The sequence below is a fragment of the Burkholderia sp. AU17457 genome, assembly GCF_002223255.1.
GTDB classification, from domain to species: domain Bacteria; phylum Pseudomonadota; class Gammaproteobacteria; order Burkholderiales; family Burkholderiaceae; genus Burkholderia; species Burkholderia sola.
Genome location: NZ_NKFB01000003.1, coordinates 351,176 through 375,291 on the forward strand (window position 1 = coordinate 351,176; position 24,116 = coordinate 375,291).

At 63.9% G+C, this 24,116-nt stretch carries 20 protein-coding genes; 10 read left to right on the forward strand and 10 right to left on the reverse strand.

Features of this window, described 5'->3' with window-relative positions; all coding sequences use genetic code 11:
• The first annotated feature begins 32 nt into the window (after nucleotides 1-32).
• Nucleotides 33-779 (forward strand): sulfotransferase domain-containing protein, encoded by a 747-nt coding sequence (locus tag CFB49_RS03980; RefSeq protein WP_143328560.1) that lies wholly within the window; start codon nucleotides 33-35, stop codon nucleotides 777-779.
• Nucleotides 780-933: 154 nt separating this feature from the next.
• On the opposite strand, the gene CFB49_RS03985 is transcribed toward CFB49_RS03980, so the two are convergent.
• The 5 genes from CFB49_RS03985 to gmd all read right to left on the reverse strand — a co-directional run bounded on the left by CFB49_RS03985 (nucleotide 934) and on the right by gmd (nucleotide 5,726).
• A complete protein-coding gene (locus tag CFB49_RS03985) occupies nucleotides 934-1,824 on the reverse strand; it encodes an acyltransferase family protein (RefSeq protein ID WP_249190266.1) in 891 nt (296 codons plus the stop codon).
• Entirely contained in the window at nucleotides 1,782-2,165 is a 384-nt protein-coding gene (locus CFB49_RS36670; protein ID WP_249190265.1) for a hypothetical protein, read from the reverse strand. The genes CFB49_RS03985 and CFB49_RS36670 overlap by 43 nt, the downstream gene beginning before the upstream one ends.
• 207 nt (nucleotides 2,166-2,372) lie before the next feature.
• Nucleotides 2,373-3,758 (reverse strand): acyltransferase family protein, encoded by a 1,386-nt coding sequence (locus tag CFB49_RS03990; RefSeq protein ID WP_089490738.1) that lies wholly within the window; start codon nucleotides 3,756-3,758, stop codon nucleotides 2,373-2,375.
• Nucleotides 3,759-3,788: 30 nt separating this feature from the next.
• Nucleotides 3,789-4,685: an NAD-dependent epimerase/dehydratase family protein gene (locus tag CFB49_RS03995; protein WP_089434641.1), complete on the reverse strand. Its 897-nt coding sequence runs from the start codon at nucleotides 4,683-4,685 to the stop codon at nucleotides 3,789-3,791.
• Nucleotides 4,686-4,691: 6 nt separating this feature from the next.
• Nucleotides 4,692-5,726: a GDP-mannose 4,6-dehydratase gene (gene gmd / locus CFB49_RS04000; RefSeq protein ID WP_089434642.1), complete on the reverse strand. Its 1,035-nt coding sequence runs from the start codon at nucleotides 5,724-5,726 to the stop codon at nucleotides 4,692-4,694.
• Nucleotides 5,727-6,038: 312 nt separating this feature from the next.
• Here gmd and CFB49_RS04005 point away from each other — a divergent pair, with 312 nt between their 5' ends.
• From CFB49_RS04005 to CFB49_RS04025, 5 genes are all read left to right on the forward strand, one after another.
• A complete protein-coding gene (locus CFB49_RS04005) occupies nucleotides 6,039-6,884 on the forward strand; it encodes a glycosyltransferase family 2 protein (protein ID WP_089434643.1) in 846 nt (281 codons plus the stop codon).
• On the forward strand, nucleotides 6,881-7,846 hold the full coding sequence (locus CFB49_RS04010; protein WP_089435323.1) for a UDP-glucose 4-epimerase family protein: 966 nt from the start codon (nucleotides 6,881-6,883) through the stop codon (nucleotides 7,844-7,846). Before CFB49_RS04005 ends, CFB49_RS04010 begins: the two co-directional genes overlap by 4 nt.
• A 5-nt stretch (nucleotides 7,847-7,851) precedes the next feature.
• Entirely contained in the window at nucleotides 7,852-8,868 is a 1,017-nt protein-coding gene (locus tag CFB49_RS04015; RefSeq protein WP_249190264.1) for an MraY family glycosyltransferase, read from the forward strand.
• A 12-nt stretch (nucleotides 8,869-8,880) separates the two neighbouring features.
• A complete protein-coding gene (locus tag CFB49_RS04020; RefSeq protein WP_089434645.1) occupies nucleotides 8,881-10,761 on the forward strand; it encodes a polysaccharide biosynthesis protein in 1,881 nt (626 codons plus the stop codon).
• 392 nt (nucleotides 10,762-11,153) lie between these two features.
• Nucleotides 11,154-13,478 carry a protease pro-enzyme activation domain-containing protein gene (locus CFB49_RS04025; RefSeq protein WP_089490739.1) on the forward strand — a complete coding sequence of 775 codons (2,325 nt, stop codon included), beginning with the start codon at nucleotides 11,154-11,156 and terminating at the stop codon, nucleotides 13,476-13,478.
• Nucleotides 13,479-13,569: 91 nt separating this feature from the next.
• Here CFB49_RS04025 and CFB49_RS04030 read toward each other — a convergent pair whose 3' ends face one another.
• Genes CFB49_RS04030 through CFB49_RS04050 form a run of 5 tightly spaced genes read right to left on the reverse strand, consistent with a single transcriptional unit; the run spans nucleotide 13,570 to nucleotide 19,007 of the window.
• A complete protein-coding gene (locus CFB49_RS04030; protein WP_089434647.1) occupies nucleotides 13,570-14,676 on the reverse strand; it encodes an MraY family glycosyltransferase in 1,107 nt (368 codons plus the stop codon).
• Between the two features lie 27 nt (nucleotides 14,677-14,703).
• Nucleotides 14,704-15,726 carry a UDP-glucose 4-epimerase GalE gene (gene galE, locus CFB49_RS04035; protein ID WP_089490740.1) on the reverse strand — a complete coding sequence of 341 codons (1,023 nt, stop codon included), beginning with the start codon at nucleotides 15,724-15,726 and terminating at the stop codon, nucleotides 14,704-14,706.
• Nucleotides 15,727-15,741: 15 nt separating this feature from the next.
• Nucleotides 15,742-16,878: a glycosyltransferase family 4 protein gene (locus tag CFB49_RS04040; RefSeq protein ID WP_089490741.1), complete on the reverse strand. Its 1,137-nt coding sequence runs from the start codon at nucleotides 16,876-16,878 to the stop codon at nucleotides 15,742-15,744.
• Between the two features lie 51 nt (nucleotides 16,879-16,929).
• Nucleotides 16,930-17,754, reverse strand: a complete 825-nt coding sequence (locus tag CFB49_RS04045; protein WP_089490742.1) for a glycosyltransferase — start codon at nucleotides 17,752-17,754, stop codon at nucleotides 16,930-16,932.
• Entirely contained in the window at nucleotides 17,751-19,007 is a 1,257-nt protein-coding gene (locus CFB49_RS04050; RefSeq protein ID WP_089490743.1) for a lipopolysaccharide biosynthesis protein, read from the reverse strand. Before CFB49_RS04050 ends, CFB49_RS04045 begins: the two co-directional genes overlap by 4 nt.
• Before the next feature lie 246 nt (nucleotides 19,008-19,253).
• On the opposite strand from CFB49_RS04050, the gene CFB49_RS04060 reads away from it, so the two are divergent.
• From CFB49_RS04060 to waaA, 4 genes are all read left to right on the forward strand, one after another.
• Complete coding sequence (locus CFB49_RS04060) at nucleotides 19,254-20,648, forward strand: phosphomannomutase/phosphoglucomutase (RefSeq protein ID WP_006496638.1); 1,395 nt, start codon at nucleotides 19,254-19,256, stop codon at nucleotides 20,646-20,648.
• A 172-nt stretch (nucleotides 20,649-20,820) separates the two neighbouring features.
• Nucleotides 20,821-21,816: a lipopolysaccharide heptosyltransferase I gene (waaC, locus tag CFB49_RS04065; RefSeq protein ID WP_069621173.1), complete on the forward strand. Its 996-nt coding sequence runs from the start codon at nucleotides 20,821-20,823 to the stop codon at nucleotides 21,814-21,816.
• A 23-nt stretch (nucleotides 21,817-21,839) separates the two neighbouring features.
• Entirely contained in the window at nucleotides 21,840-22,724 is an 885-nt protein-coding gene (locus CFB49_RS04070) for a Kdo hydroxylase family protein (RefSeq protein ID WP_089434652.1), read from the forward strand.
• A 37-nt stretch (nucleotides 22,725-22,761) separates the two neighbouring features.
• Entirely contained in the window at nucleotides 22,762-24,114 is a 1,353-nt protein-coding gene (waaA, locus tag CFB49_RS04075; protein WP_089490744.1) for a lipid IV(A) 3-deoxy-D-manno-octulosonic acid transferase, read from the forward strand.
• Nucleotides 24,115-24,116 lie beyond the last annotated feature (2 nt).

The following is a 24,116-nucleotide window of genomic DNA, read 5'->3' on the forward strand; positions in this document are numbered from 1 at the left end:
GACTTGAGACAGTTGCATCTCTGGAAACATCAATGGACGAAGTATCGCGCATCGCGGTTGTGAGCTCGCCAAGAAGTGGCAATTCGTGGATTCGGTCGACGATCGCGGGAGCACTCCAGATGGAGGAAATCGCGGTCCACAATTATCTCGATGCACCGTCCACATTGCCGGCGAGATGTTTTCTGCAGATTCACTGGTACCGTGAACCGAATTTTCAGGCGTGGCTTCGCGCCAATCGATTCACCGTGCTTACGGTGGCAAGGCATCCGCTCGATGTCCTTATCTCGGCGCTGCACTACATCAAATACGAACCGGGAACATCGAGGTGGCTGGAGGGGAACACGAACCTGCCTGGTAACCTCGCGACTGCGAGCCCCACGTCGCGCGAGTTCCTTGAATACGCGTTAAGTACGGGGGCCGAAGATCTGCTATCGGTCACCTATCAATGGTGGAACGATGCGCAGGTGATGCGCTTGCGGTACGAGGATGCGGTGCGTGATCCCGAGCATGTGCTCGGCTCGCAGGTCACTGCCCTAGGCGGGGATGCGCAGCGGGTTCGCCCGTTGCTCGACAGCCTCAGCATGGAGAAAATGCGCGCGACGCCGAACCGACACGGCTGGCAGGGGAAGCCAGGTCTGTGGCGTCGCTTGATTGTCCCGCAGGATGCATTTCGGATATACAAGCGACATCAGCGTGTGTTCGATTGTCTTGGATATTCCGTAAAGCCATACTTTCTGACTCGCGGATCCGCACACAAGCACTGGTTGCAGTTGCTGTAGATCGTGTCTTTGGCCGTCCGCGAGCGGTGCGGCCGATGGATCCATTGGCGAGCGTGCATCGACTGCCCGGTGTCTGCGTGCTGCCGGATTTTGGTCGACCGGCATGGCCGACGGCTGAGATCGTCGACTTGCCGCCACCTACCGGCAGTTCATGCTAACTCCGTGCGTCAAGGTAAGGGCGCTGGTTGCTTTCGGCACACATCCGCGAGAGCGCTACCGACGGCCTGTCGACGAGCTTCTCAACCAGCGTGGCGAGAAGCAGTGGGGCAGTAAAGCCAAGGATGAGCGACGCGCCGGAGGCAAACAGATAGCCTTTGCTTTGCAGCCTCGCGAACAACCAGCAGCCCAGTGTCATCAGAACCGGAAAGTGTATGAGATAAAGACTGAAGGAGATTTTGCCGAGCCATTGGACCGCTCGGCCAGATCCCAGACATCTCAGCCTCGCACTCAAATGAAACCCGGTAAACAGGCAAAGCGCGCTGATTTGCCATTGGAACTGAAATGCATCGAAGGCATGCATGACCGGAAGCTTCCGAGACAGTTCAAACACGTCGGCAATGACTCTCTGGTTGGACGACACGCTCAGCCAGATGCCGGTCACCAGTAGCGCGATCCCGGCCGTTTCAGCCAAAGGCCTGTGTACCGAAAACAGGCGATCGTGAACCAGATAAAGAACAAATCCGAGCACGAACAGGCACAGGAAACTGGTTCCCGCGACCGCGATCGCTGTCAGGATCGTTGCTATCGCCGCCCACCTCGCGACACGCTTGTAGAGCGCGGATAACCCGATGAGTGCGATCGACCCCCAGAATTCATAGTGTACGGTCCACAGGGGCGGGTCAATGGCTTGCGAGATCTGAATGACCGGACTCAGAACACCCGCATTCTCGAACAGCGAGTTGGGACCATATCCCAGCAGCAACGAATGGAGGAGAGCATCGCTGCAGACGAGACGAGTATTCAGGGGCGTCTGATAGAGACCGGCCAACCATGTCGACTGACTCACCGTCCATGCTTCGGTCCGTGCCAGTGGTGCCAGACGCAAGAGGGCAAATCCGAGTATGACCGCAGCGAAGACGGGAAGAAAGAGACGTACGAACCGCTTGCAATCTCTGCGGGAACCGAGGCCTGCGATCGAATAAAGGCAGATCCGAGCACGAATCCGCTCATCACAAAGAAAACGTAGACGGCTGTGTAGCCCTGCGCGAGCAGAAACATCGGCGAAACGCTTGCGGACTGCTCCCAATCAAAGTGGACGGGAGATTCGGCTCGTACGAGCGCAGGAAGAAACGCGGCGCCGTAGTGCAGTACAACGACCTGTGACGCTGCAATGCCTCGCAGGCCATTTACAAATGAAAAGAGCTGCTTGCCGCGCTCGAGCGCCATTGACTTCGTCGCCTTTCTTTTTTTGGGAGCGAGTGCGGATTCGCTACGTCCTTGCAAACGGCTCGGAACCACAAACGGCGGCACGGAGATGGTGCTGGATTCGTGTGCTCGTTGCCGTCGCGCCTCCCCGGTGCCCGGAAGGAGTGCCCTCGGAGTTACCGCATTACGCTTATTAGCGGATAGATTCAGCGCGTTCCGCGGCTAGGGTTATCGCAAATTATTCGTCGCCTTGATGGTATTTCCGAACAAAGCTCCGCAAATCTTGTCCGAGACCACCTTGCCGAGAGTTATGCTTGTCGTCTCGACATATTTGTACATTAGTGCGGCAATCGGGATGGTGAGCATGGGAGTCAGGATTCCAATGACAACACCGGAGGCAAGATAGTGCTCCCTGAAGCCGTTTCCGGTCAGGCGGTCGGCCCAATGCTCCAGCAACTCGAGAGCGAGCGGGTGCAGTAGGTAGAGACTGAACGAAATATGTCCTAGGAATTGGGATATTGGCAGATTGAAGAATCGCTTTGGCCAGGTATCCTTGTCTTCAGAGATCATTGCGATAAGCAGGAATGCAGCAAGTCCTTGAAAGACGACGACATTGGGCGAATCGTATTGAGTAAACAGGACGCCGTAGATCATCAGCAGCATGACGACTGAGGCACTTACGCCTGGTACATCCTTGGCGAGTTGCTTTCCAAAATTGGTGCAAGTGAGAAAGCCCAGCGCGAAGAGAAACGCATATGTCGAAAAATATGGCAGGAATCCGAGAATCGGACTGTCTTTGAATAGCAGGAGCAGAGCAAGCAGAATGAAGAGCGCCTGAGCCCCATATTTTTTGTAAGACCATGCGGCCATCAAGATCAACGGGGCTGCCAGCAGCTCGACAACCAATGTCCAAGCGACGCCGTACATCGTGATCTTGGTCAATGTCGCATTGACCAGGACGAGGTGTAGGTCGGGCACCGCTCCCCATCCAGCGAATTTACGCATGACGAAGAACATGAGCACGTAGGCAGCGAGCGCTACCCAAAGCGGGGGATAGATGCGAAGGATTCGCTTGATCGTAAAATCGATTGAGCTCTCCGGCATACTTTTCCGAGATCGCATGAGCGACTCAAGCAATACCTTCCCGCTTAAGACAAAGAAGATGACGACCGCGAGGCTTCCGTTGAAAGTCGCGACGAGCAACTTGGTGGCGACGGCATACGAGGAGGTTTGGGCCTGCATGGGCAGCATCAGTGCTTCATGAGCAGCTTTCGACGGAATATTGATGCCGTGATAAATCGCCACCGACAACGCTGCCCAGCCTCGAAGACCATCAAGTTGTGTGTTTCTCATGTCGATCCTGCGGAATGCTTGGAGTTTTCCCGGGGCGGCGCATGTGTCGTCGCGACCGCGGTCACCGAGATGCGCGGTCTGGGGGATTATGTCGTGCCTCTCACGATAGACGAACGCGCCGGCCGCGATGAACATTCGCCAAATCGCCGTGGATGCGCGATACCCGCCCGATTCGATGTTCATCGATGCCCGCGCTTCAAGCGTCGCGGGCGCTGGTTCGCAGAGGTAGCGCGTCGCGACGAGGCCCGAGATGCTGCCCACGCACTTGTCGACGTCAGAGCCTTGACCGGATTATTCCGGTGAGTTTTCGAGCATCCATGCGAGCGTGGCCTTCAATGGAATGGACTGGACGCTTCCGATCGCTTGCTCGAGTTGCGCGCAATTTCCGATCAGCTTGAAAACCTCGTTTTCCCGCACGAACTGCGGGTTGATGCATATTTCCGGTGCCTGCCCAGTCAACTCCTGCATGATGGACAGAACATCATGAAGTGAATGTCCTGTGCCGGAGCAAACGTTGAAAGTGCGGCCGGCAAAATCACCTTCAATCAGCCGGCGGTAGGCGGAAGCCACGGAGCGAACGTCCGAGAAATCGCGCACGACGTGCAGATTGCCCAACTCGATTCGGGGCGTCTTGTCTCGGAAGTGACGAACGATCTTCGGCAGCACGAATCTGTCGTCCTGCCCCGCACCCGTGTAATTGAATGGTCTTGCAACGACGATCGGAAGCTTTCCCGCCCACATCCGCGCAACCAGCTCCATTGCGTACTTACTAATCGCATAATCGTTTACCGGCGCGGGCGGGACGCTTTCATCGATTATTTCCCGTTCGCTATTGCCATAGACGTTTGCACTACTCGCGAGCAATATCGACCGGGGGCGGCATCCGGCGCGTTCGAGTGCGTCGAGCACGTTGCGGGTACCGACGACGTTGGTCTGATAGATCCCGCCAACGTCGCCATGTTGCACGAATGCGATCGCGGCAAGATGCACGACCGCGTCGGGTTTTTCAGCAGATAACGTATGGGTAAGGCCTTCGCGGTCGAGCAGATCACAGACGTGCGCTCGCCATGGAATATCTGCTTTCTTCGAGCGAACGACACCACACACGTCGTGACCGAATCGGGTCAACTCTTCCGCGAGATAGCGGCCGGTAAACCCATCCAGCCCCGTTACGAAGACCTTTGCCATGCTTTTTTAAAAGGAGAACCCGGCTTCGTTCCGGCGAATATCCGCCTCGACCATCATCTGGCAAAGTTGTTCAAGCGTTGTTTTCGGCTCCCAGCCGAGTTCTTTGCGCGCCTTGGCCGGATCGCCGATCAGCAAATCGACTTCGGCGGGTCGGTAAAACTTCGGGCTGATCCTGACGATCGTCTTGCCCGAGCGCGCATCGACGCCAGCCTCCTGTTCGCCGCTACCTTGCCAGGCGAGCTCGAAGCCTGCCGCTTGGGCAGCCATGGACACGAAGTCGCGAACGGTTTCGGTGCGATTGGTCGCGAGCACGTACGTATCGGGGCGCTCGGCCTGAAGCATGCGCCACATACCTTCGACATATTCCTTCGCGAAACCCCAATCGCGCTTGGCGTCGAGGTTGCCGAGTTCCAGCACGTCAAGTTTGCCGAGGCGAATCTTCGCGAGGCTGTCCGTGATCTTGCGCGTGACGAATTCCTGCCCGCGCAGAGGCGATTCGTGATTGAACAGGATCCCGCTGGCACCGAAGATGTTGTAGCTCTCGCGGTAATTGACCGTGAGCCAGTGCGCATAAAGCTTGGCGACGCCGTACGGGCTGCGGGGATAGAACGGGGTGGTTTCCGTCTGGGGGACGGCCTGGACCTTACCGAACATCTCGGACGTGCTGGCCTGGTAGAAGCGAATCGCAGGATTGACGATTCGAATGGCTTCGAGCAGGTTCAGCGCACCCAGACCGGTGATCTGTGCAGTGGTCGTGGGTTGGTCGAACGAGACGCCGACGAAACTTTGCGCCGCGAGGTTATAGACTTCCGTCGCTTGCGTGGTTTGAAGCAGGCGGATGCTGGATCCAAGATCAGTCAAATCGTATTCGACGAGGTGAAGCTGGGGGTGATCGGCAACGCCGATTTCCTCGATTCGCCAGGTGTTCACCGAGCTCGTACGGCGATAAGTGCCATACACGGTATAGCCTTTCTCAAGGAGAAGCTGTGCGAGGTAAGCTCCATCCTGACCTGTAATGCCGGTGATAATTGCAACAGTCATTTGATATTCGGTTGGTTCGTGTATTAAGGTTTCGGTACACCGCTACATACTGGAGCGCGTACCTGCTTCAGGAACGCGTCGAGTCGGCCGTAGCGGCCGGCGCTCGCCTGCGTCAGGACAGCGAAGTCTGGCTGGCAGCAACGGACGGATTCTATCACCCAAGAAGCGCTGTTCCGCAGTGATGGGGCCGCGAAGGTTACAATTGGCGAGCCTGCGTGATCCGGAGCCGGAACCCGGGTCGCATCTGTCTGCAACGAATCCCGGTACTTTTAACGTTGGCCAATCCAACGCCAGCGCGCAATCGAAGCCCGCATGAATCCTACAAGCGCGTCGCCTCCGTCCAATTGCGGACTCTCGGTCTCCATCGTCGTTTATCAACCCGATATCGCCCGGCTCGAGCAGACGCTCGTGAGCCTGGCCGCCGCGTGTGAGCGCATGCGTGCCATCTCGGCAGAGCATTCGGTCGAATTGTTCCTGGTCGATAATGGTGGCCTCGGCGACGTGCGCGTGATGACTGATCGGCTACGTGAGCATGGCATCGATTGCCGGTTGCTGACGGGGCACGGCAACGTAGGTTACGGTCGCGGTCACAATCTCGCCATCAGGCAAACTACCGGTCGCTTTCATCTGATATTGAACCCGGACATCGATCTGGACCTACATGCGCTCGCACGCGGCTGCGAGTTCTTCGACACGAACCCCGACACCGGTTTGGTCGCGCCATGGATCGGCCACGACGTGGGCGATCAGCAGTATCTGTGTCGCCGCTATCCAACGGTGCTCGACCTGCTTGTCCGCGGCTTCCTGCCCGTACGTATGCGCCGGTGGTTTGCTGGTCGTCTCGCTCACTACGAAATGCGCGACCTGATCAACGATCACGACATCGTCTGGGACCCGCCGATCATCAGCGGCTGCTTCATGCTGTTCCGCACCGACGTCCTGAAGAGGCTCGGCGGCTTCGACCCGCGCTACTTTCTCTACTTCGAGGACTACGACCTCAGCCTCCGCACCCATGACGTCGCGCGCGTCGCGTACGTCCCCTCGGTCCGCGTGATCCACCACGGCGGCGGTGCGTCCCGCAAGGGCTTCGCACACATCCGCATGTTCGCCGCGTCAGCCTTCAAGTTCTACAACCGCTTTGGCTGGAGGCTGTGGTGAGCCACCTCATCGTCACCGGCGCAAACGGCTTCGTCGGTCGCGCGGTCTGCCGCCGCGCGCTGGACGCCGGGCATACCGTGACCGCCCTGGTGAGACGCCCGGGCGGATCCATTGAAGGCGTGCGTGAATGGGTGCACGACGCCACCGATTTCGACGGCCTCGACGAAGGATGGCCAACGGATCTTGTCGCCGATTGCGTGATCCACCTCGCCGCACGCGTACACGTGATGCGCGACGAGTCGCCCGATCCCGACGCTGCGTTCGATGCCACCAATGTCGCCGGTACCTTACGTCTCGCCAAAGCCGCGCGCCAGCATGGCGTGCGCCGCATCGTCTACGCGAGCAGCATCAAGGCGGTCGGCGAGGGTGACGGCGGGGTGCCGCTATCGGAAGTGGTGAAACCCAACCCGCACGACGCCTACGGTCGCTCGAAGCTGCGCGCGGAGCGCGAACTCGCGCAATTCGGTGCGTCGAACGGGCTCGACGTCGTGGTCGTTCGGCCACCGCTCGTCTACGGTCCGACAGTCCGCGCGAACTTCCTGCGCATGATGGACGCGGTAGCGCGCGGGATACCGCTGCCGCTCGGTTCCATCGCGGCACGTCGCAGCATCATCTATATCGACAATCTCGCCGACGCGCTGCTGCAATGCGCGATCGATCCGCGTGCCGCCGGAGAATGTTTCCACGTCGCCGACGACGATGCGCCGTCGGTCACGGGCCTGTTACATCTGGTCGGCGATGCGCTCGGCAAGCCGGCCCGCCTGATCGCTGTCCCGTCCGCCGTGCTGCGTGCGCTCGGGACGCTGACCGGCCGCCGCGCGGCGATCGACCGTCTGACCGGCAGCCTCCAGCTCGATACGGGCCGGATCACGCGCGTGCTCGGCTGGCATCCGCCGTATACGACAAGACAGGGCCTCGAAGCGACCGCCGCATGGTATCGTTCGCGCGATACACAACAATAGCTGACATGCATTTCCCGATATCTACCTGGCCCGAAGCGGCTGCGGTGGCGCTGGCCGCTGCCATCGGGTCGACGGCCATCCTGCGCATGCTGCTCGCGACCGGCCTTGCGTGGCGCCTTGCCACCGATATTCCGAACGACCGTTCGCTCCACACGCTGCCGACGCCGCGCGTCGGCGGGTGGGGCATCGTACCGGTCTGCGTCGTCGCCCTGCTCGTGCTGGCGCCGCATTTGTGGCTGATCGCCATCGGTGCCGCCGGGCTTGCCGCGATGTCCCAGATCGACGACCGGCGCGGCCTGCCTGCGCGCGTGCGATTCTCGGCCCACCTCGCGGCGGTCGTCGCGCTGATCGTCGCGTTTCCGGCCGACGCACCGTGGTGGCTGCTGGTCGGCATCGGCTTCGTGATGGTCTGGCTGACGAACCTGTACAACTTCATGGACGGCGCCGATGGCCTCGCGGGCGGCATGGCGCTGTTAGGCTTCGGCGCTTACGCGGTTGCGGCGCTGACCGCCCCGACGCCGTCGCCGGATCTGATCGTCGCTGGGTCGGCCGTCGCCGGCGCCGCGCTTGGCTTCCTGCTGCTGAATTTCCACCCGGCGCGGCTGTTCCTGGGCGATGCCGGTTCGATTCCGCTCGGATTCCTGGCCGGCGCCCTCGGCTACTGGGGCTGGCGCGGCGGCGTGTGGCCGCTCTGGTTTCCGGCGCTGGTGTTCGCGCCCTTTATTGCCGACGCATCTGTAACACTTTTGAGACGTCTGTTACGTGGCGAAAAGTTCTGGCAGGCGCACCGGGAGCACTATTATCAGAGGATGGTCCGGGCGGGCGTAGGTCACCGCCGGACTGCTCTTTATTGGTACCTCATCATGCTCGCAGGCATAATCGTCGCCATGTGGGCAACGGGCCGCCCGGAACTGCAGCAGTGGCTGTCGTTCTTCGCGTGGTACGGCGTCCTGGCATGGTTCGGATGGGTGATCGACATGCGTTGGCGCCGGTTTCAGTCCGCCGCCGAAAATAACTCTTGAGGTTTCCTGCCGATGTTGCGATCCAAAGCATCATGGCTTTCGTTGAGCGCTTTCCTGTTTGACCTGACGGCGGTCACCGCCGCGTGGTTGTTCGCCTATCTCGTCCGATTCAACGGCAGCGTTCCGTCCGACTTCATGGGTGGCGCGCTGACGGCGCTCGTCTGGGTGCTGCCGGTCTACGCGCTGATGTTCCTCGTCTTTGGCCTCTATCGCGGCCTTTGGGTATTCGCGAGCCTTCCCGACCTGGTTCGAATCTCGAAAGCGGTGATCGGCGGCGGCGTGATCGTGATGATCGGCGCCGTGATGTTCCAGCCGCAGCCGATCATTCCACGTTCGGTACTGCTCGTGTCGCCGCTGATGCTGTTCCTTGCAATGGGCGGCGCCCGGGCGCTGTACCGCGCGACGAAGGAGTACTACCTGTATGGCGGGCTCGTCGGCAAGGGCAAGCCGGTGTTGGTGCTTGGCGCCGGCACGGCCGGCGCGAGCCTTGCGCGCGAGCTATCGCGTTCCGGCGAATGGCGCCTGGTGGGCCTGCTCGACGACGACGTCACGAAGCAGGGCCGCGAAATCTACGGCTACAAGGTACTCGGCTCGTTCAACGACCTGAAGCATTGGACCGACGCGCTGAAGGTGGAATACGCGATCATCGCGATTCCGTCGGCCTCGGTCGAAACACAGCGCCGCGTCGCGACGCTATGCGTGCGCGCCGGCATCAAGGCGATGGTGCTGCCGTCGCTGACTGCGTTGATGCCAGGGCAAGGGTTCCTGTCGCAAGTCCGGAACATCGATCTCGAGGATTTGCTCGGCCGCGACGCGGTGACGATCGACACGCCGCACGTTGAGGCGCTGCTGCGCGGCCGCGTCGTGATGGTGACGGGCGCGGGCGGCTCGATCGGCTCCGAGCTGTGCCGGCAGATACTGCGCTTCGCACCGGCGCAACTGGTCGCGTTCGATCTGTCCGAATACGCGATGTATCGGCTGACCGAGGAATTGCGCGAGCGTTTTCCGGATCTGCCCGTGGTGCCGATCATTGGCGACGCGAAGGATTCGCTGCTGCTCGACCAGGTGATGTCGCGCCACGCACCGCACATCGTGTTCCACGCGGCTGCCTACAAGCACGTGCCGCTGATGGAAGAGCACAACGCATGGCAGGCGCTGCGTAACAACGTGCTCGGCACCTATCGCGTGGCCCGCGCGGCGATCCGCCACGACGTACGTCACTTCGTGTTGATCTCCACCGACAAGGCCGTCAATCCGACCAACGTGATGGGCGCTAGCAAGCGGCTCGCCGAGATGGCGTGCCAGGCGTTGCAGCAGACGAGCGACAGCACGCAGTTCGAGACGGTGCGGTTCGGCAATGTGCTCGGTAGTGCCGGCAGCGTGATTCCGAAGTTTCAGCAACAGATCGCGAAGGGCGGTCCGGTAACTGTCACGCATCCCGAGATCACGCGCTTCTTCATGACGATTCCGGAAGCGTCGCAACTCGTGCTGCAGGCGTCGAGCATGGGACGCGGCGGAGAGATCTTCATCCTCGACATGGGCGAGCCGGTCAAGATCGTCGATCTCGCGCGTGACCTGATTCGTCTGTACGGCTTGTCTGAAGGTCAGATCCGAATCGAATTCACGGGGCTGCGGCCCGGCGAGAAGCTCTACGAGGAACTGCTCGCGGACGATGAGACCACCACACGCACGCCGCATCCGAAGCTGCGAATCGCGCGTGCGCGGGAAGTGCCGGACCATCTGCTCGATGAGCTATTGCCTTGGCTGATGCAGCACCGCGTGCTCAGCGACGACGAAGTGCGGCGCGATCTGCGGCGTTGGGTGCCGGAATATCAGACGACGATGACCCCGGTGCTTCAGAGCGTGCCAAGAAGGGCGATTGCCACCGAGTGATCGCGCCGTAATCGGTCGCGGTGAAATAACATGCGATCGCGGAATCGATGCCGTTCAGTAGCGAACTGAACGGCATTTTTATTGGTGGGTTCGCCGCAAGCACAGCCGGCTTGGCGCAGGACGCGTTGCGGAGGCGATGCTTGCGGTCGTGCAACATCCGAGGCTCGTGCGACGTCTATCGGAGCGTGACCGCAGGGCAAATTGTGCTGCCCGCACTTCTGGTTCGATACATCGGAGTATTTGACTACCAACCGATTCCTTCCTATGTTTTCCTCAAGGTAGCCGTGTGATTGCCGTAAAGAAAAAAGGCGAACAGCCAAATACGAGGCTCTACGGTCCATACCAATTCGATGAAAACGGAACAACTTGTCAGGGGAATAGGCGCGGCACTCATGGTGCTCGCGCTTGCAGGCTGCGGCGGCGACGACGCTGGTCCGACTGCGAATACCGCGCAGGCGGTCAAACTATCGGCGCTGCGCGCCACGGGCAACTTGGTGAGCGCTGCGCCGATGAGCGCAACGGCGCCGGTCCATGTTGTGCTGGTGCTCAAGCTGAATGACGAAGCCGGGTTGAACCGCTTTCTGCAGCAAGCGCGAACCGCGGGAAGCGCGAATTTCGGGGCCGTGCTGACCTCTGCGCAGATCGCCGCACGATACGCCCCCACCGCGGGCCAGGTCGCCGCCGTGAAGACTTACTTGGCAAGTAAGGGCTTCACGAACATCAGCGTGGCCGGCAACAACATGATCGTCGAAGCCGATGCCCCGGCCGGCGTGATATCGGGTGTGTTCCAGACGACTCTTGTACCGGTTGCGATGGCGGACGGCACCAGCACGCATATCAATACCGCCCCGGAGACGTTGCCCGATGCGCTCGGCGGTGTCGTTCAAGGGGTTCTCGGGCTCGATACCGCGACTCGCCTGCGCCCGAATTTCGTACGCGCGTCCAATGCCGTCGCTGTGCCGACTGCGAACGCATCGCCGACGACTTCCGCCGTCACGGTGGGTCACAATCCGACGGATTTTCCCCGCATCTATTCCGTCGGCAGCGCCCCGGCGGCGGTGAACACCACTGTCGGCATCATTGCCGAAGGAGACGTGACGCAGTCCGTCATCGACTTGGCGACGTTCGAAAGCAATAACCATCTGCCCGCCGTACCCGTTTCCGTGATTCATGCCGGGCTGTCGAGCGGGGACACGAGCGCAACCACGGAATGGTCGCTCGATAGTCAGACCATCGTCGGGATGTCCGGCGGCCTCAAGCAACTGAATTTCTACGTTGCGCGGTCGTTTGCCTGGAGCGATATGGCGCTTGCGATCAATCGCGCCGTGACCGACAACACCGCCCGGGTCATCAACATGTCGATCGGCGGCTGCGAGAACTGGGCGCCGACGGCGGTCATCGACACGCTGTTCCAGCTCGCCGTCGCGCAGGGGCAGACTTTTTCGGTCAGTTCCGGCGATTCAGGCAGCGTGGCGTACGGCTGCAGTGGCACATCGGTGCAATATCCCGCAACATCACCGTACGTGGTGGCCGTTGGCGGCACGACGCTCTATACGAACGGGAACGGCAGCTACGCAGGCGAGACGGCCTGGGACTCGAGTGGGGGCGGCATTAGTGGCATCGAGCCGATTCCGTCGTGGCAGTCGAATGTTCCGGCGCTCAAGGGGCGCGCGTTTCGGGGCATGCCGGACATCGCGTTCGACGCCGATCCGAACAGCGGCGAAGCAGTTATCGCGGGCGGACAAGTCGTGATAATGGGGGGGACCAGCCTGTCCGCGCCGCTGTTTGCTGCGACCTGGGCGCGCATGCTGTCCGGGGCCTGCACGACGAATCTCGGTTTTGCGGCGCCCATGCTGTACAGCGCCCAGGCCAAGACGCCATCGATCTTTCGCGATATCACTTACGGGTCGAACGGCGCATACAGTGCTGGTTCGGGATGGGATTTCGTGACCGGCTGGGGCACGCCGAACGTCAGCGCGATGTATTCCGCGATATGTGTTCCGACGGCGGCGATTTACGGCGGTGTGATCAACCAAGGTACGACGCTCAGGCCGGGGCAAATCGTGTATTCGGGGTCCGGAAGCCATCAGCTGGCGATGCAGAATGACGGCAACCTCGTGCTTTACAACACGACCAATGGTGCTGCGGTGTGGAATTCAGGCACTTACGGAAATCCCGGAGCGTATGCCGTCTTCCAGGGCGATGGCAACTTCGTGGTGTACGGCGCGAGCGGCAACGCGCTGTGGAACTCGGCGACCAGCAGCACGTCCTACAGCCAGTTTCTTGCCGTGCAGGACGACGGCAACCTGGTGATCTACCGATCGTTCGTCCCGGTATTCGCCACATCGACTGCTTCCAGTGCATATGCGAACTCCACGACCGGCCCGGGCGTCTGGAAGGGCGGCGTTGCTCTCGGTAGTGGCCAGAGTTTTACTTCGGGCAATGGCGCGAACGTGCTGGTCATGCAGGGAGACGGAAATCTCGTGCTGCTCCGCCAGGGCGTTGTGCAATGGAATTCGGGTACTTATAGTCATCCGGGCGCATTCGCGGCGATGCAAGCGGATGGCAATTTGGTCGTCTACAGCTCGACGGGAGTCCCGCTCTGGTATTCCGGCACGAGCGGCAATTCAGGCGCGGCGACTTATGTTCAGGACGACGGTAACGTCGTGATCTATGCGCCACTGCCGCGCTGGAGCACGAATACAGCGGGGGCCTAGCAGTTTCACTCGTCGCTTCGCGGCTGAATCGTACGGCCCCCGTCACCGGCGGCGGGCCGTGCGAGCCGGACAACACGCTGGCCGCGGCTCCTCAGTGCCCCCGCTTCTCCCTCCTCACCACCATCCACCGCGGCGCCCTGAACCTGACGATGCTGAGATAAAGCCACACATACGTGAGCGCAAACACCACAACAAACACGAACAAATGCACCGTATGCCGCCAGAACAGCGTCGCCGGAATCACCGCGACGAGGCACAGCAGCCACAGATAAGGTGAAGTCAACGAATTCCGCCGCGTCAGATCATGCGCGTGCTTCGTCCCCACGGCCCACCGCATCAGCCGCTTGTACACGAGCATATGCAGATGCACGCCGTCGGGAATCCCCGGCGACATCCCGCGGATGAACTTCTTCCGGTAGATCGAGAAGCACGTCTCGAAGATCGGATACATGAACAGCAGCACCGGATACCACGCGGACACCTCGCGATTGCGCATCACGAGCATGATCGCGAGCTCCGCGAGCATGAAGCCGATGAAATATGCGCCGCCGTCGCCAAGAAAGATCAACCCCGCCGGGAAATTCCACAGGAAGAAGCCGAGCACCGCGCCCATCATGATGATCGACGCCGACATCACGACCGGGTCGTTCACATGGAACGCGACATACGCGAGCGACGCGAACATCATGAAGCTGACCATCGATGCGAGCCCGTTGAAGCCGTCGATGATGTTGATCGCGTTCGCGAGCGCCGCGACCGCGAGCACCGTGATGAACGCCGAGATGGCCACGTAGCCGAGCAGGAAGTCGAGCGGCGGCACGCTGATGCGCTTGACCGCGATGCCCAGTAGCCAGAACGCCAGCGCGGCCGCGCCCATCGTGCACAGCAGCCGTGCGCGCGGCGATACGCGCTTGGTCAGGTCCTCGACCAGGCCCGACAGGAACGCCGGCATCCCGCAGGCGACGATCCCGAGAATGCTGCCGGCGATCGTCGGATAGCGCCGCGACACGAGCAGCGCGGCCACGACGACCCCGGCGAGGATCCCGATGCCCCCGACGCGCGGCACGGGCCGCACGTGGAATTTCTGCACGCCGGCCAGGTCGCTGTCGATCGAGAATTTCTCGTGAAGGTGCGCGTAGCGCACGATGAACAGCGTGACGAGCAAGGAGACGATGAAGCCGGACGCGAAGCTGAGCATGGGATCGCTCGAAAAATGGACAGCGGATTATACAAAACCGCGCGGGTTCCCCTCCTGCCATCGCCAGTGGTCGGCGCACATTTCCTCGATGCCGAGCGTCGCACGCCAGCCGATGATGTCGGCCGCGGCCTGCGGGTTCGCATAGCACTCGGCAATGTCGCCCGGGCGGCGCGCGACGAGTTCGTACGGCACCGGCCGGCCCGACGCCTTCTCGAACGCGCGCACGACTTCCAGCACGCTGTAGCCCTGCCCGGTGCCGAGGTTCACGACGAAGCTCGCGTCGCGCTTCGCCAGTGCGTCGAGCGCGGCGATGTGCCCCTTCGCGAGATCGACGACGTGGATGTAGTCGCGCACGCCGGTGCCGTCCGGCGTCGGATAATCCGAACCGAACACCCGCAGCTTTTCCAGCTTGCCGACCGCGACCTGCGCGACGTACGGCATCAGGTTGTTCGGGATGCCGGCCGGATCCTCGCCGATCAGCCCGCTCGCGTGCGCGCCGACCGGGTTGAAGTAGCGCAGCGTCGCGATGCGCCACGACGGGTCCGAGACTTCGAGATCGCGCAGGATCTGCTCGGCGATCAGCTTCGACTGGCCGTACGGGTTCGTCGCGGACAGCGGGAACGATTCGTCGATCGGCGAGCGTTCGGGCACGCCGTATACGGTCGCGGACGAACTGAACACGAACTGCCTGACGTTGCGCTCGCGCATGACCTTGAGCACGGCGAGCAGGCCGCTGATGTTGTTCTGGTAGTACTCGAGCGGCTTCGCGACCGATTCGCCGACGGCCTTGAGCGCCGCGAAGTGAATCGTGCCGGTGATCGGGTGCGCGTCGAACACCTTCGCGAGCGCGGCTTCGTCGCACACGTCGACCTGGTGGAACGCGGGCGTCTTGCCCGTGATCCGCTCGATGCGGCGCACCGATTCGGCCTTGCTGTTCACGAGGTTGTCGACGATCACGACGTCGTAGCCGTTGTCGAGCAGCTCGACGGCCGTGTGCGAGCCGATATAGCCCGCGCCGCCGGTAACGAGGATGGTGCCTTTAGCGGTCATTGCAGATGCGCTCCTTCAGAGTGTGAATCCCGTCAACGAATGGATGGTCTCCCTGTAGCGTTCGACGACCTGCTGTTCGTCGAATTCCGCCGCGACCTTGTGCCGGCCGCGTGCGCCCATCGCCGCACGGCCTTGCGGCCCGAGCGCGATCATGCGATTCAGTTGTTCGGCGAGGCTCGCGCTGTCCCGCACGCGGCACAGGAACCCCGTTTCGCCGTCGGTGACGACGTCGCGGCAGCCCGGCACGTCGGTCGCGACGATCGGGCGGCCCATCGCCGATGCTTCCATCAACGTGCGCGGCACGCCTTCGCGGTACGACGGCAGCACGACGCAGTCGGCCGCCGCGATGTGCGGGCGCACGTCGTGCGCTTCGCCGAGATACTCGACGATGCCTTCGTCGACCCACGCGTCGACGTCCGCGCGACCGATCGCGCTCGGATTGTCGACGCCGAGCGGCCCGAGCAGCTGGAAGCGCGCGTCCGGGAAGCGTTCGCGCACGAGACGCGCGGCTTCCACGTATTCGCGCACGCCCTTGTCCCACAGCAGCCGGCCGATCAGGATGAAGACGGGCGCGTCGCCGCCCGGCAACGGCACGGGCGAGAACTGTTCGAGATCGACGCCTTCGCCGTGCAGCAGCCGCGCGCGCTCGGGATGCGCGAGCAAGCGCTCGTCGGTGAAGGTCGCGAGATCGTCGCGATTGAGGAACCACACCTCGCGCGGGAAGCGGAACGCGAACCGGTACAGGCGCTTCGCGACGCTCGCCGCGCGGCTCTTCTGGATGAACACGTAGCCGAGGCCCGTCGTCACCGCGATCGACGGCACGCGCGCGAGCCATGCGGCGACGGACCCGTAGATGTTCGGCTTGATCGTGTAATGGAACACGAGATCGGGCCGCAGCGCGCGGTAGTGCCGCGCGAGCGCGGCGAGCGTGCCGAGATCCTCGCGCGGGCTCGTGCCTTTCGACGCGACGGCAAGCGCCACGTAACGGCAGCCCATCTGCTCGAGCAGCGGCACCGTGCGATCGTGCGGGGCGATCACGATGACCTCGGCGCCGCGCGCGACGAGCGCACGGATCAGCCCGTGGCGATACGTATGGATCGCCCAGGCCGTGTTGCAGACGAGCGCGATGCGCAGCGGGGAGGTGGCGGACATGAAAAAAAGAAAAAATAAAGCGTCGAAATTGCCGAACGGGCCGGATACGCGTCAGGCGGACGGCCGTGCGCCGAACAGCGTCTGCTTGATGCGCTGCAGCGTACGGTACGGCGTCACGAAATGCAGCAGGTTCTTGGCGAGGCCGGCCCAGTCGTACGGGTTCAGCACGTTGAAGTGGCGCAGCAGCAGCGTGAGCGTCGACACCAGCTGGCGCCGGCGTTTGGTCGCGCTGATCCCGCCCTCGTTAAGCTCGTAATACAGGCCGAGTTCCGGCAGGTTCGCGCAATCGTAGCGTTGCATTAACCGTAAAAAAAGATCGAGATCCTCGGCCGCACGGTACTTCGCCCGATAGTTGCCCACTTCGCGCACGGCGTCGATGCGCAACATGACCGACGGATGCACGAGCGGCGAGCGCAGGAAGCGCGTGCGGCGCAACGTGCGCGGGTCGGCGGGCGGCGTCAGCATGAAGCGCGGCTCGCCGGCGCGCGACACGACCTGCGTCCACATGCCGACGCAGGCCACGCGCGGGTGGGCGCCGAGATAGGCGCGCTGCTTCGCGAGGCGCCGCGGCGCGGCGAGATCGCCCGCATCGATGCGGGCCGCATAGCGGAAGCCGCGCGCGGCGAGCGCGTCGATGCCGGCCGCCAGCGCGCGTTCGATGCCGCCGTTTTGCGGCATGCGCAGCACGTCGATCGCGAGGCCCGGCAGGTCGGGCGCGACGATCGGCGGCGTGCTGCCGTCGTCGACGATCAGCACGTGCACGCGCGCATCCTCGCGAAACGACGCGAGGGTGCGGGCGACGTCGTCGTGCCCGTTGTAGGCCGGCATCAGCACGGCCACGTCGTCGAGCGGGAGCGGGCAATCAGGGGACGTCATGTTCGCAGCTTGAAACGGATGTAATAAAAGTTGACGGCGGCAGCAGCCAGGTAGCCGGCCGCCAGCCCGACGAGCGCGCCGTACAGGCCGAGCCGCGGGATCGCGAACAGGTTGACGAGCGCGGCGATCGCCAGCGCGAGCAGCCATTTCGTGAGCAACACGAATTTTGCTTGATATTTGAGAACGATAAGATTGCCTATCGCCTCGATGCCGGCCGGCACGGACAGCCAGACGGCCCAGCGGAAGATGTCGACGGACGCCTCGTAGCCGCGGCCGAACACCTTGCCGACGATCAGCGGGGCGGCCGCGTCGAGCACGAGCGCGCCGGCCATCATCAGGCCGGCCGTCATCGCGATCAGCCGGACGATGTTGCGGCGCAGCCGCGCGACGTCCTGCACGCGGTACACGAACGCGGGCGCGATGGTCTGCGCGAGCATCAGCGCGAGCGTGATCCAGTTCTCGTTGAGCTGCTGCGCGGCCGAATAGCGGCCGAGATCGGCGAACGACACGTGGCGCTCGAGCATCAGGCGGTCGAGTTTCAGGAACAGGTACATGCAGATGAGGCCGAGCCAGAACACGGTGCCGGCCGTTGCAAAGTGCCGGAACAGCGGTGTGTCGAACGTCCAGCCGAGCGCACCGCCGTTACGATGGCGGTAGTACAGCAGCAGCGCGAGGCCGATCGCGGCGGCTTCCAGCGCCCACAGCCACGCGAAGCGGGCGGGGCCGGCGGCCGCGCGCACCAAGAGCCACACGAGCAGCGCCTTCGCGAGCGCGGTGACCATGCTGGTGACGAGCTGCGGCTTGCTGTAGGTCATGCTCTGCAGCCACGCGTTGATCGCGCCGACGAACGGTTCGCGAAACACCATCGTGACCGCGAGGCCCGCGAGCATCGCGCCGACCAGCGGGTCGAACGCGCCCGCGGCGATCGCGATCCAGGTCGCGGCGAGCGCGGCGACCGACACGGCGATGCGCAGCACGAACGCGCTGCCGAGCACCGCGCCGAGCTGGGCGGGCGGGCGCTGGACGATGGTCGGGACGAGGATTTCCGCGCCGCACACCCAGGTGAGCGGCGCCAGTACCAGGAGAAGCGTATTCGCATACTGCCATTTGCCGAACACATCTGGCCCGAAATAACGGGCCAGCAGGCCGCTGATCGCGATCGCGACGCCGATTTGCGTGAGCCGTTCGAGCCCCAGCCAGACGAGGTTCGCGACGGCCTTCGCGACGTCCGGGTTGCCGAAGCGCTTCAGCATGCGCGGCAGCGGTGGCGCGCGCGGGGGGCGGCCGGAAGCGGCGGGTGGGCGGCGGCGGGACGGCTAGGCATTAAAATGGGCGGTATGCGCGTCATCGAAACCCGCGATTATAAGTGGGATCGCGACCGCTCCAGCCGTTCCGTTCCTTGTTTTGCGGGGCCGCATGTATCATGCGCGGCACCGGCGAGAGGCGGCCAGCCAAGCCAGACAATTTTCCATGCACGCAACTGAGAGAGAAGAGAATCGATGATCTCCCAATCCATCTTCAAGGCATATGACATCCGTGGCGTGGTCGGCAAGACGCTCGACGTCGACACGGCGCGCGGGATCGGCCGCGCATTCGGCAGCGAAGTGCGTGCGCAGGGCGGCGATGCGGTCGTCGTCGCGCGCGACGGCCGCCTGTCCGGGCCGGAACTCGTCGGCGCGCTGGCAGACGGCCTGCGTGCGGCCGGTGTCGACGTCGTCGACGTCGGCATGGTGCCGACGCCGGTCGGCTATTTCGCGGCGAACGTGCCGCTGGCGCTGAAGGGCGGCGAGCGCCGCGTCGATTCGTGCATCGTCGTCACGGGCAGCCACAACCCGCCCGACTACAACGGCTTCAAGATGGTGCTGCGCGGCGCGGCGATCTACGGCGAGCAGATCCAGGCGCTGTATCGCCGCATCGTCGACGAGCGGTTCGAGACGGGCAGCGGCACGTATGAAGCAATCGACGTTGCCGATCAGTACATCGCGCGTATCGTCGGCGACGTGAAGCTCGCGCGGCCGCTGAAGCTCGTCGTCGACGCCGGCAACGGCGTGGCCGGCCCGCTCGCGACGCGCCTGTTCAAGGCGCTCGGCTGCGAACTCGTCGAGCGCTTCACCGACATCGACGGCACGTTCCCGAATCACCACCCCGATCCCGCCCACCCGGAAAACCTGCAGGACGTGATCCAGGCGCTGAAGGACACCGATGCGGAGCTCGGCTTCGCGTTCGACGGCGACGGCGATCGCCTGGGCGTCGTTACGAAAGACGGCCAGATCATCTATCCGGACCGCCAGCTGATGCTGTTCGCGGAAGAAGTGCTGTCGCGCAACCCGGGCGCCCAGATCATCTACGACGTGAAATGCACGCGCCACCTCGCGCAGTGGGTGAAGTCGAAGGGCGGCGAGCCGTTGATGTGGAAGACGGGCCACTCGCTCGTGAAGGCGAAGCTGCGCGAGACGGGTGCGCCGCTCGCCGGCGAAATGAGCGGCCACGTATTCTTCAAGGATCGCTGGTACGGCTTCGACGACGGCCTGTACACCGGCGCGCGCCTGCTGGAAATCCTCGCGAAGACGGCCGATCCGAGCGCGCTGCTCAACAGCCTGCCGGACGCGATGAGCACGCCCGAACTGCAGCTCTGGCTCGACGAAGGCGAGAATTTCCGCCTGATCGAGCAACTGCAGAAAGAGGCGAAGTTCGACGGCGCCGACGAAGTCGTGACGATCGACGGCCTGCGTGTCGAGTACCCGGACGGCTTCGGCCTCGCGCGTTCGTCGAACACGACGCCGGTCGTCGTGATGCGCTTCGAAGCCGAGACGCAGGAAGGGCTCAAGCGCATCCAGGAAGACTTCCGCCGCGTGCTGACGGCCGCGAAGCCGGACGTCAAGCTGCCGTTCTGAGCGCCGGCGGCCGGCGGGCCGCCCGTACGACGGCCGGTTCGTCGGCCGTGTTTATCTCGAAAAGCGGCGCGTGCCACGGGCGCGCGGCCGCTTTTTGTCTGTCCGGTCGTCCGGCCGGGATAAAATCCCCCCTTTATGTCTGTCGCCGGCTGTCAGCCGGCGTTTTTTCAGCGTGCAAAAGATCCTGATCGTGCGCGTGTCGTCGCTGGGCGACGTCGTGCACAACATGCCGGTGATCGCCGATATCCGGCGCCGTCACCCCGATGCGCAGATCGACTGGCTCGTCGAGGAAAGCTTCGTCGACCTCGTGCGGCTCGTCGACGGCGTGCGCAACGTGCTGCCGTTCTCGCTGCGCCGCTGGCGCAAGAAGCCGTTCTCGGGCGCGACGTGGCGCGAGATCCGCGCGTTCCGTCGGCGCCTCGCGGCCGAGCAGTACGACCTCGTGATCGACTGCCAGGGCCTCATCAAGACGGCGTGGGTCGCGAGCTGGGCGCGCGGCCCGCTCGTCGGGCTCGGCAACCGGACCGACGGCGCCGGCTACGAATGGCCGGTGCGCTTCTTCTACCGCAAGCGCGTGCCGATCGCGCCGCGCACGCACGTGGTCGAGCGCTCGCGGCAGCTCGTCGCGGCCGCGCTGGACGACCCGGCGCCGACCCCGGCCGATCCGGTCGAGTTCGGCCTCGACACGCGGGCGGCGGCGCTCGCGGTGGCCGCGCTCGGCCTGAACCTGCCGGTGCCGTACGTCGTGTTCGTCCACGCGACGTCGCGCGCCGACAAGCAGTGGCCGGACGCCGCATGGATCGAGCTCGGCCAGGCGCTCGTGCGGCGCGGCGCGTCGCTCGTGCTGCCGTGGGGCAACGACGCGGAACGCGCGACCAGCGAGCGGCTCGCGAAGGAATTCGGCGCGGCGGCGATCGTGCCGCCGAAGCTGTCGCTGCCGGCCGTGGTCGGTCTGATCGACGGCGCGGCCGCGACGATCGGGGTTGATACAGGTCTGGTTCACATCGCGGCCGCGCTGAAGCGTCCGACGGTCGAACTGTACAATTTCGCGACGGCCTGGCGGACCGGCGGCTACTGGTCGCCGAACGTCGTCAATCTCGGCACGGCGGGGCAGCCCCCGTCGATCGCGCAGGTGAAGTCGGCGCTCGCGGGCTTCGGTCTCCTGTAACGCTGTCCACACGCGAACCGATCATGAGCGAATCCCAGATCATCGAAGTCCCGTCCGCCGACTGGAGCGGACACAACCTGTCGGCGCCGCGCGAGCAGTTGCTCGCCGCGGTCGAGGAAGGCAAGGTGCTGTATTTCCCGCACCTGCGCTTCGCGATCGAAGGCGGCGAGGAAGCGCTGCTCGATCCGGCGCTCGCCGATCCGAAACGCAAGAACATCAGCCTCGCGCCGAACGGCGGCGCGCTCGCCGGCGTGCTCGGCGACAGCGTCACGCAATCCGCTGTGCGCGCGCTCGTCGCGCGCTTCCAGCAGCAGGCCGGCACGCTCGTCGACGGCCTCTTTCCCGAATACCGCGGCAAGCTGCGCGTCGCGCCGACAAGCTTGCGGCTGATGCAGGTCGAAACGCGCCAGACGTCGTGGCGCAAGGACGACAGCCGCCTGCACGTCGACGCTTTTCCATCGCGGCCGAACTACGGCGAGCGGATCCTGCGCGTGTTCACGAACGTGAACCCGGCCGGCGCGCCGCGCGTGTGGCGTGTCGGCGAGCCGTTCGAGGACGTCGCGAAGCGCTTTCTGCCGAAGATCCGGCCGCAGTTGCCGGGCTCGGCGTGGCTGCTGAACCTGCTGCACGTGACGAAATCGCCGCGCAGCGCATACGACCACCTGATGCTGAACCTGCACGACGGGATGAAGGCCGATCTCGACTACCAGAAAACTTGCCCGCAACAGACGATGCCGTTTCCGCCGGGCAGCGTGTGGATATGTTTCTCCGATCAGACTTCGCACGCTGTGATGTCCGGCCAGTTCATGCTCGAGCAGACCTTCTTCCTGCCGGTCGATGCGATGGTGCGCCGCGAGTGCGCGCCGCTCGGCATTCTCGAACGCCTGACGGGCAGGGCGCTGGTTTGAGCGCGCACCTGCTTCGACGCAACATCCGGGCGGCCGCATGCTGAGGGCGATCTATCGCGCGCTGTGGTGGCTCGTCGCGCCGGCCGCCGTCATCCGGCTCTATGTGCGTTCGCGCAAGGAGCGCGGCTATCGCGAGCATATCGGCGAGCGCTTCGGCCACGTCGCAGGCCGCTCGCCGGACGATCGCGCGCCGCTGATCTGGGTGCATGCGGTGTCGGTCGGCGAGACGCGCGCCGCGCAGCCGCTGATCGACGCGTTGATGCACGCGCGTCCCGACGCGCGCATCCTGCTCACGCACATGACGCCGAGCGGGCGCGCGACGGGCGAACAGATCTTCGGCGATCGCGTGCTGCGCTGCTACCTGCCGTACGACATGCCGGGCGCGGTGCGGCGCTTCCTGCACGCATGGCGGCCGACGCTCGGTCTCGTGATGGAAACCGAGGTGTGGCCGACGCTGATCGACGAGTGCCGCCGCGCGGACGTGCCGCTCGTGCTGACCAATGCGCGGATGTCCGCGCGTTCGTTCCGGCGCGCGGCGAAGTTCGGCGCGGCGACGCGCGACGTGTTCGGCGGCTTCTCGCGCGTGCTCGCGCAGAGCCCGGCCGATGCGGAACGGCTGACGTCGCTCGGCGCGCGCAACGTGACCGTGCTCGGCAACCTGAAGTTCGACATGACGACGCCGCCGGAACTCGCGGCACGCGGCCATGCGTGGCGCGACGCAATCGGCGCGCGGCCGGTGTGGGTCGCCGCCAGCACGCGCGAGAACGAGGAAGCGCTGGTGCTGCAGGCGTTCGCGGAAATGCGCACGCCCGGTGCGCTGCTGGTGCTCGTGCCGCGTCATCCGCAGCGCTTCGCCGAAGTCGAGGCGCTCGTCGTGCGCAGCGGGCTCAAGTGTGTGCGGCGCTCCGCCTGGGCAGCCGATGCGGCCGCGCTCGCGGCCGGCCGGCCGGCCGCCGAACCGCTGCCGGCCGACGTGACGGTGCTGCTCGGCGATTCGATGGGCGAGCTCGGCGCGTACTACGCGGCGGCCGATATCGCGTTCATCGGCGGCAGCCTGCTGCCGCTCGGCGGGCAGAACCTGATCGAAGCGTGCGCGGTCGGCGTGCCGGTGCTGATCGGGTCGCACGTGTTCAACTTCACGCAGGCGACCGCCGATGCGGTCGCGGCCGGTGCGGCGATGCAGGTCGCGGATCCGCTCGATCTCGCGCACGTGCTCGACGCGCTGTTCGCCGACAAGGCGCGGCGCATCGCGATGGGCGCGGCCGGCGCGGCCTTCGCGTCTCGTCACCGCGGCGCGACCGCGCGCACGGTCGACGTGCTCGCCGCGCTGCTGCCGGCCGGCGAAGCCGGTGCGCGTGGGCTGCCGGGCGCTTCCGACGACGACGCTTAGAC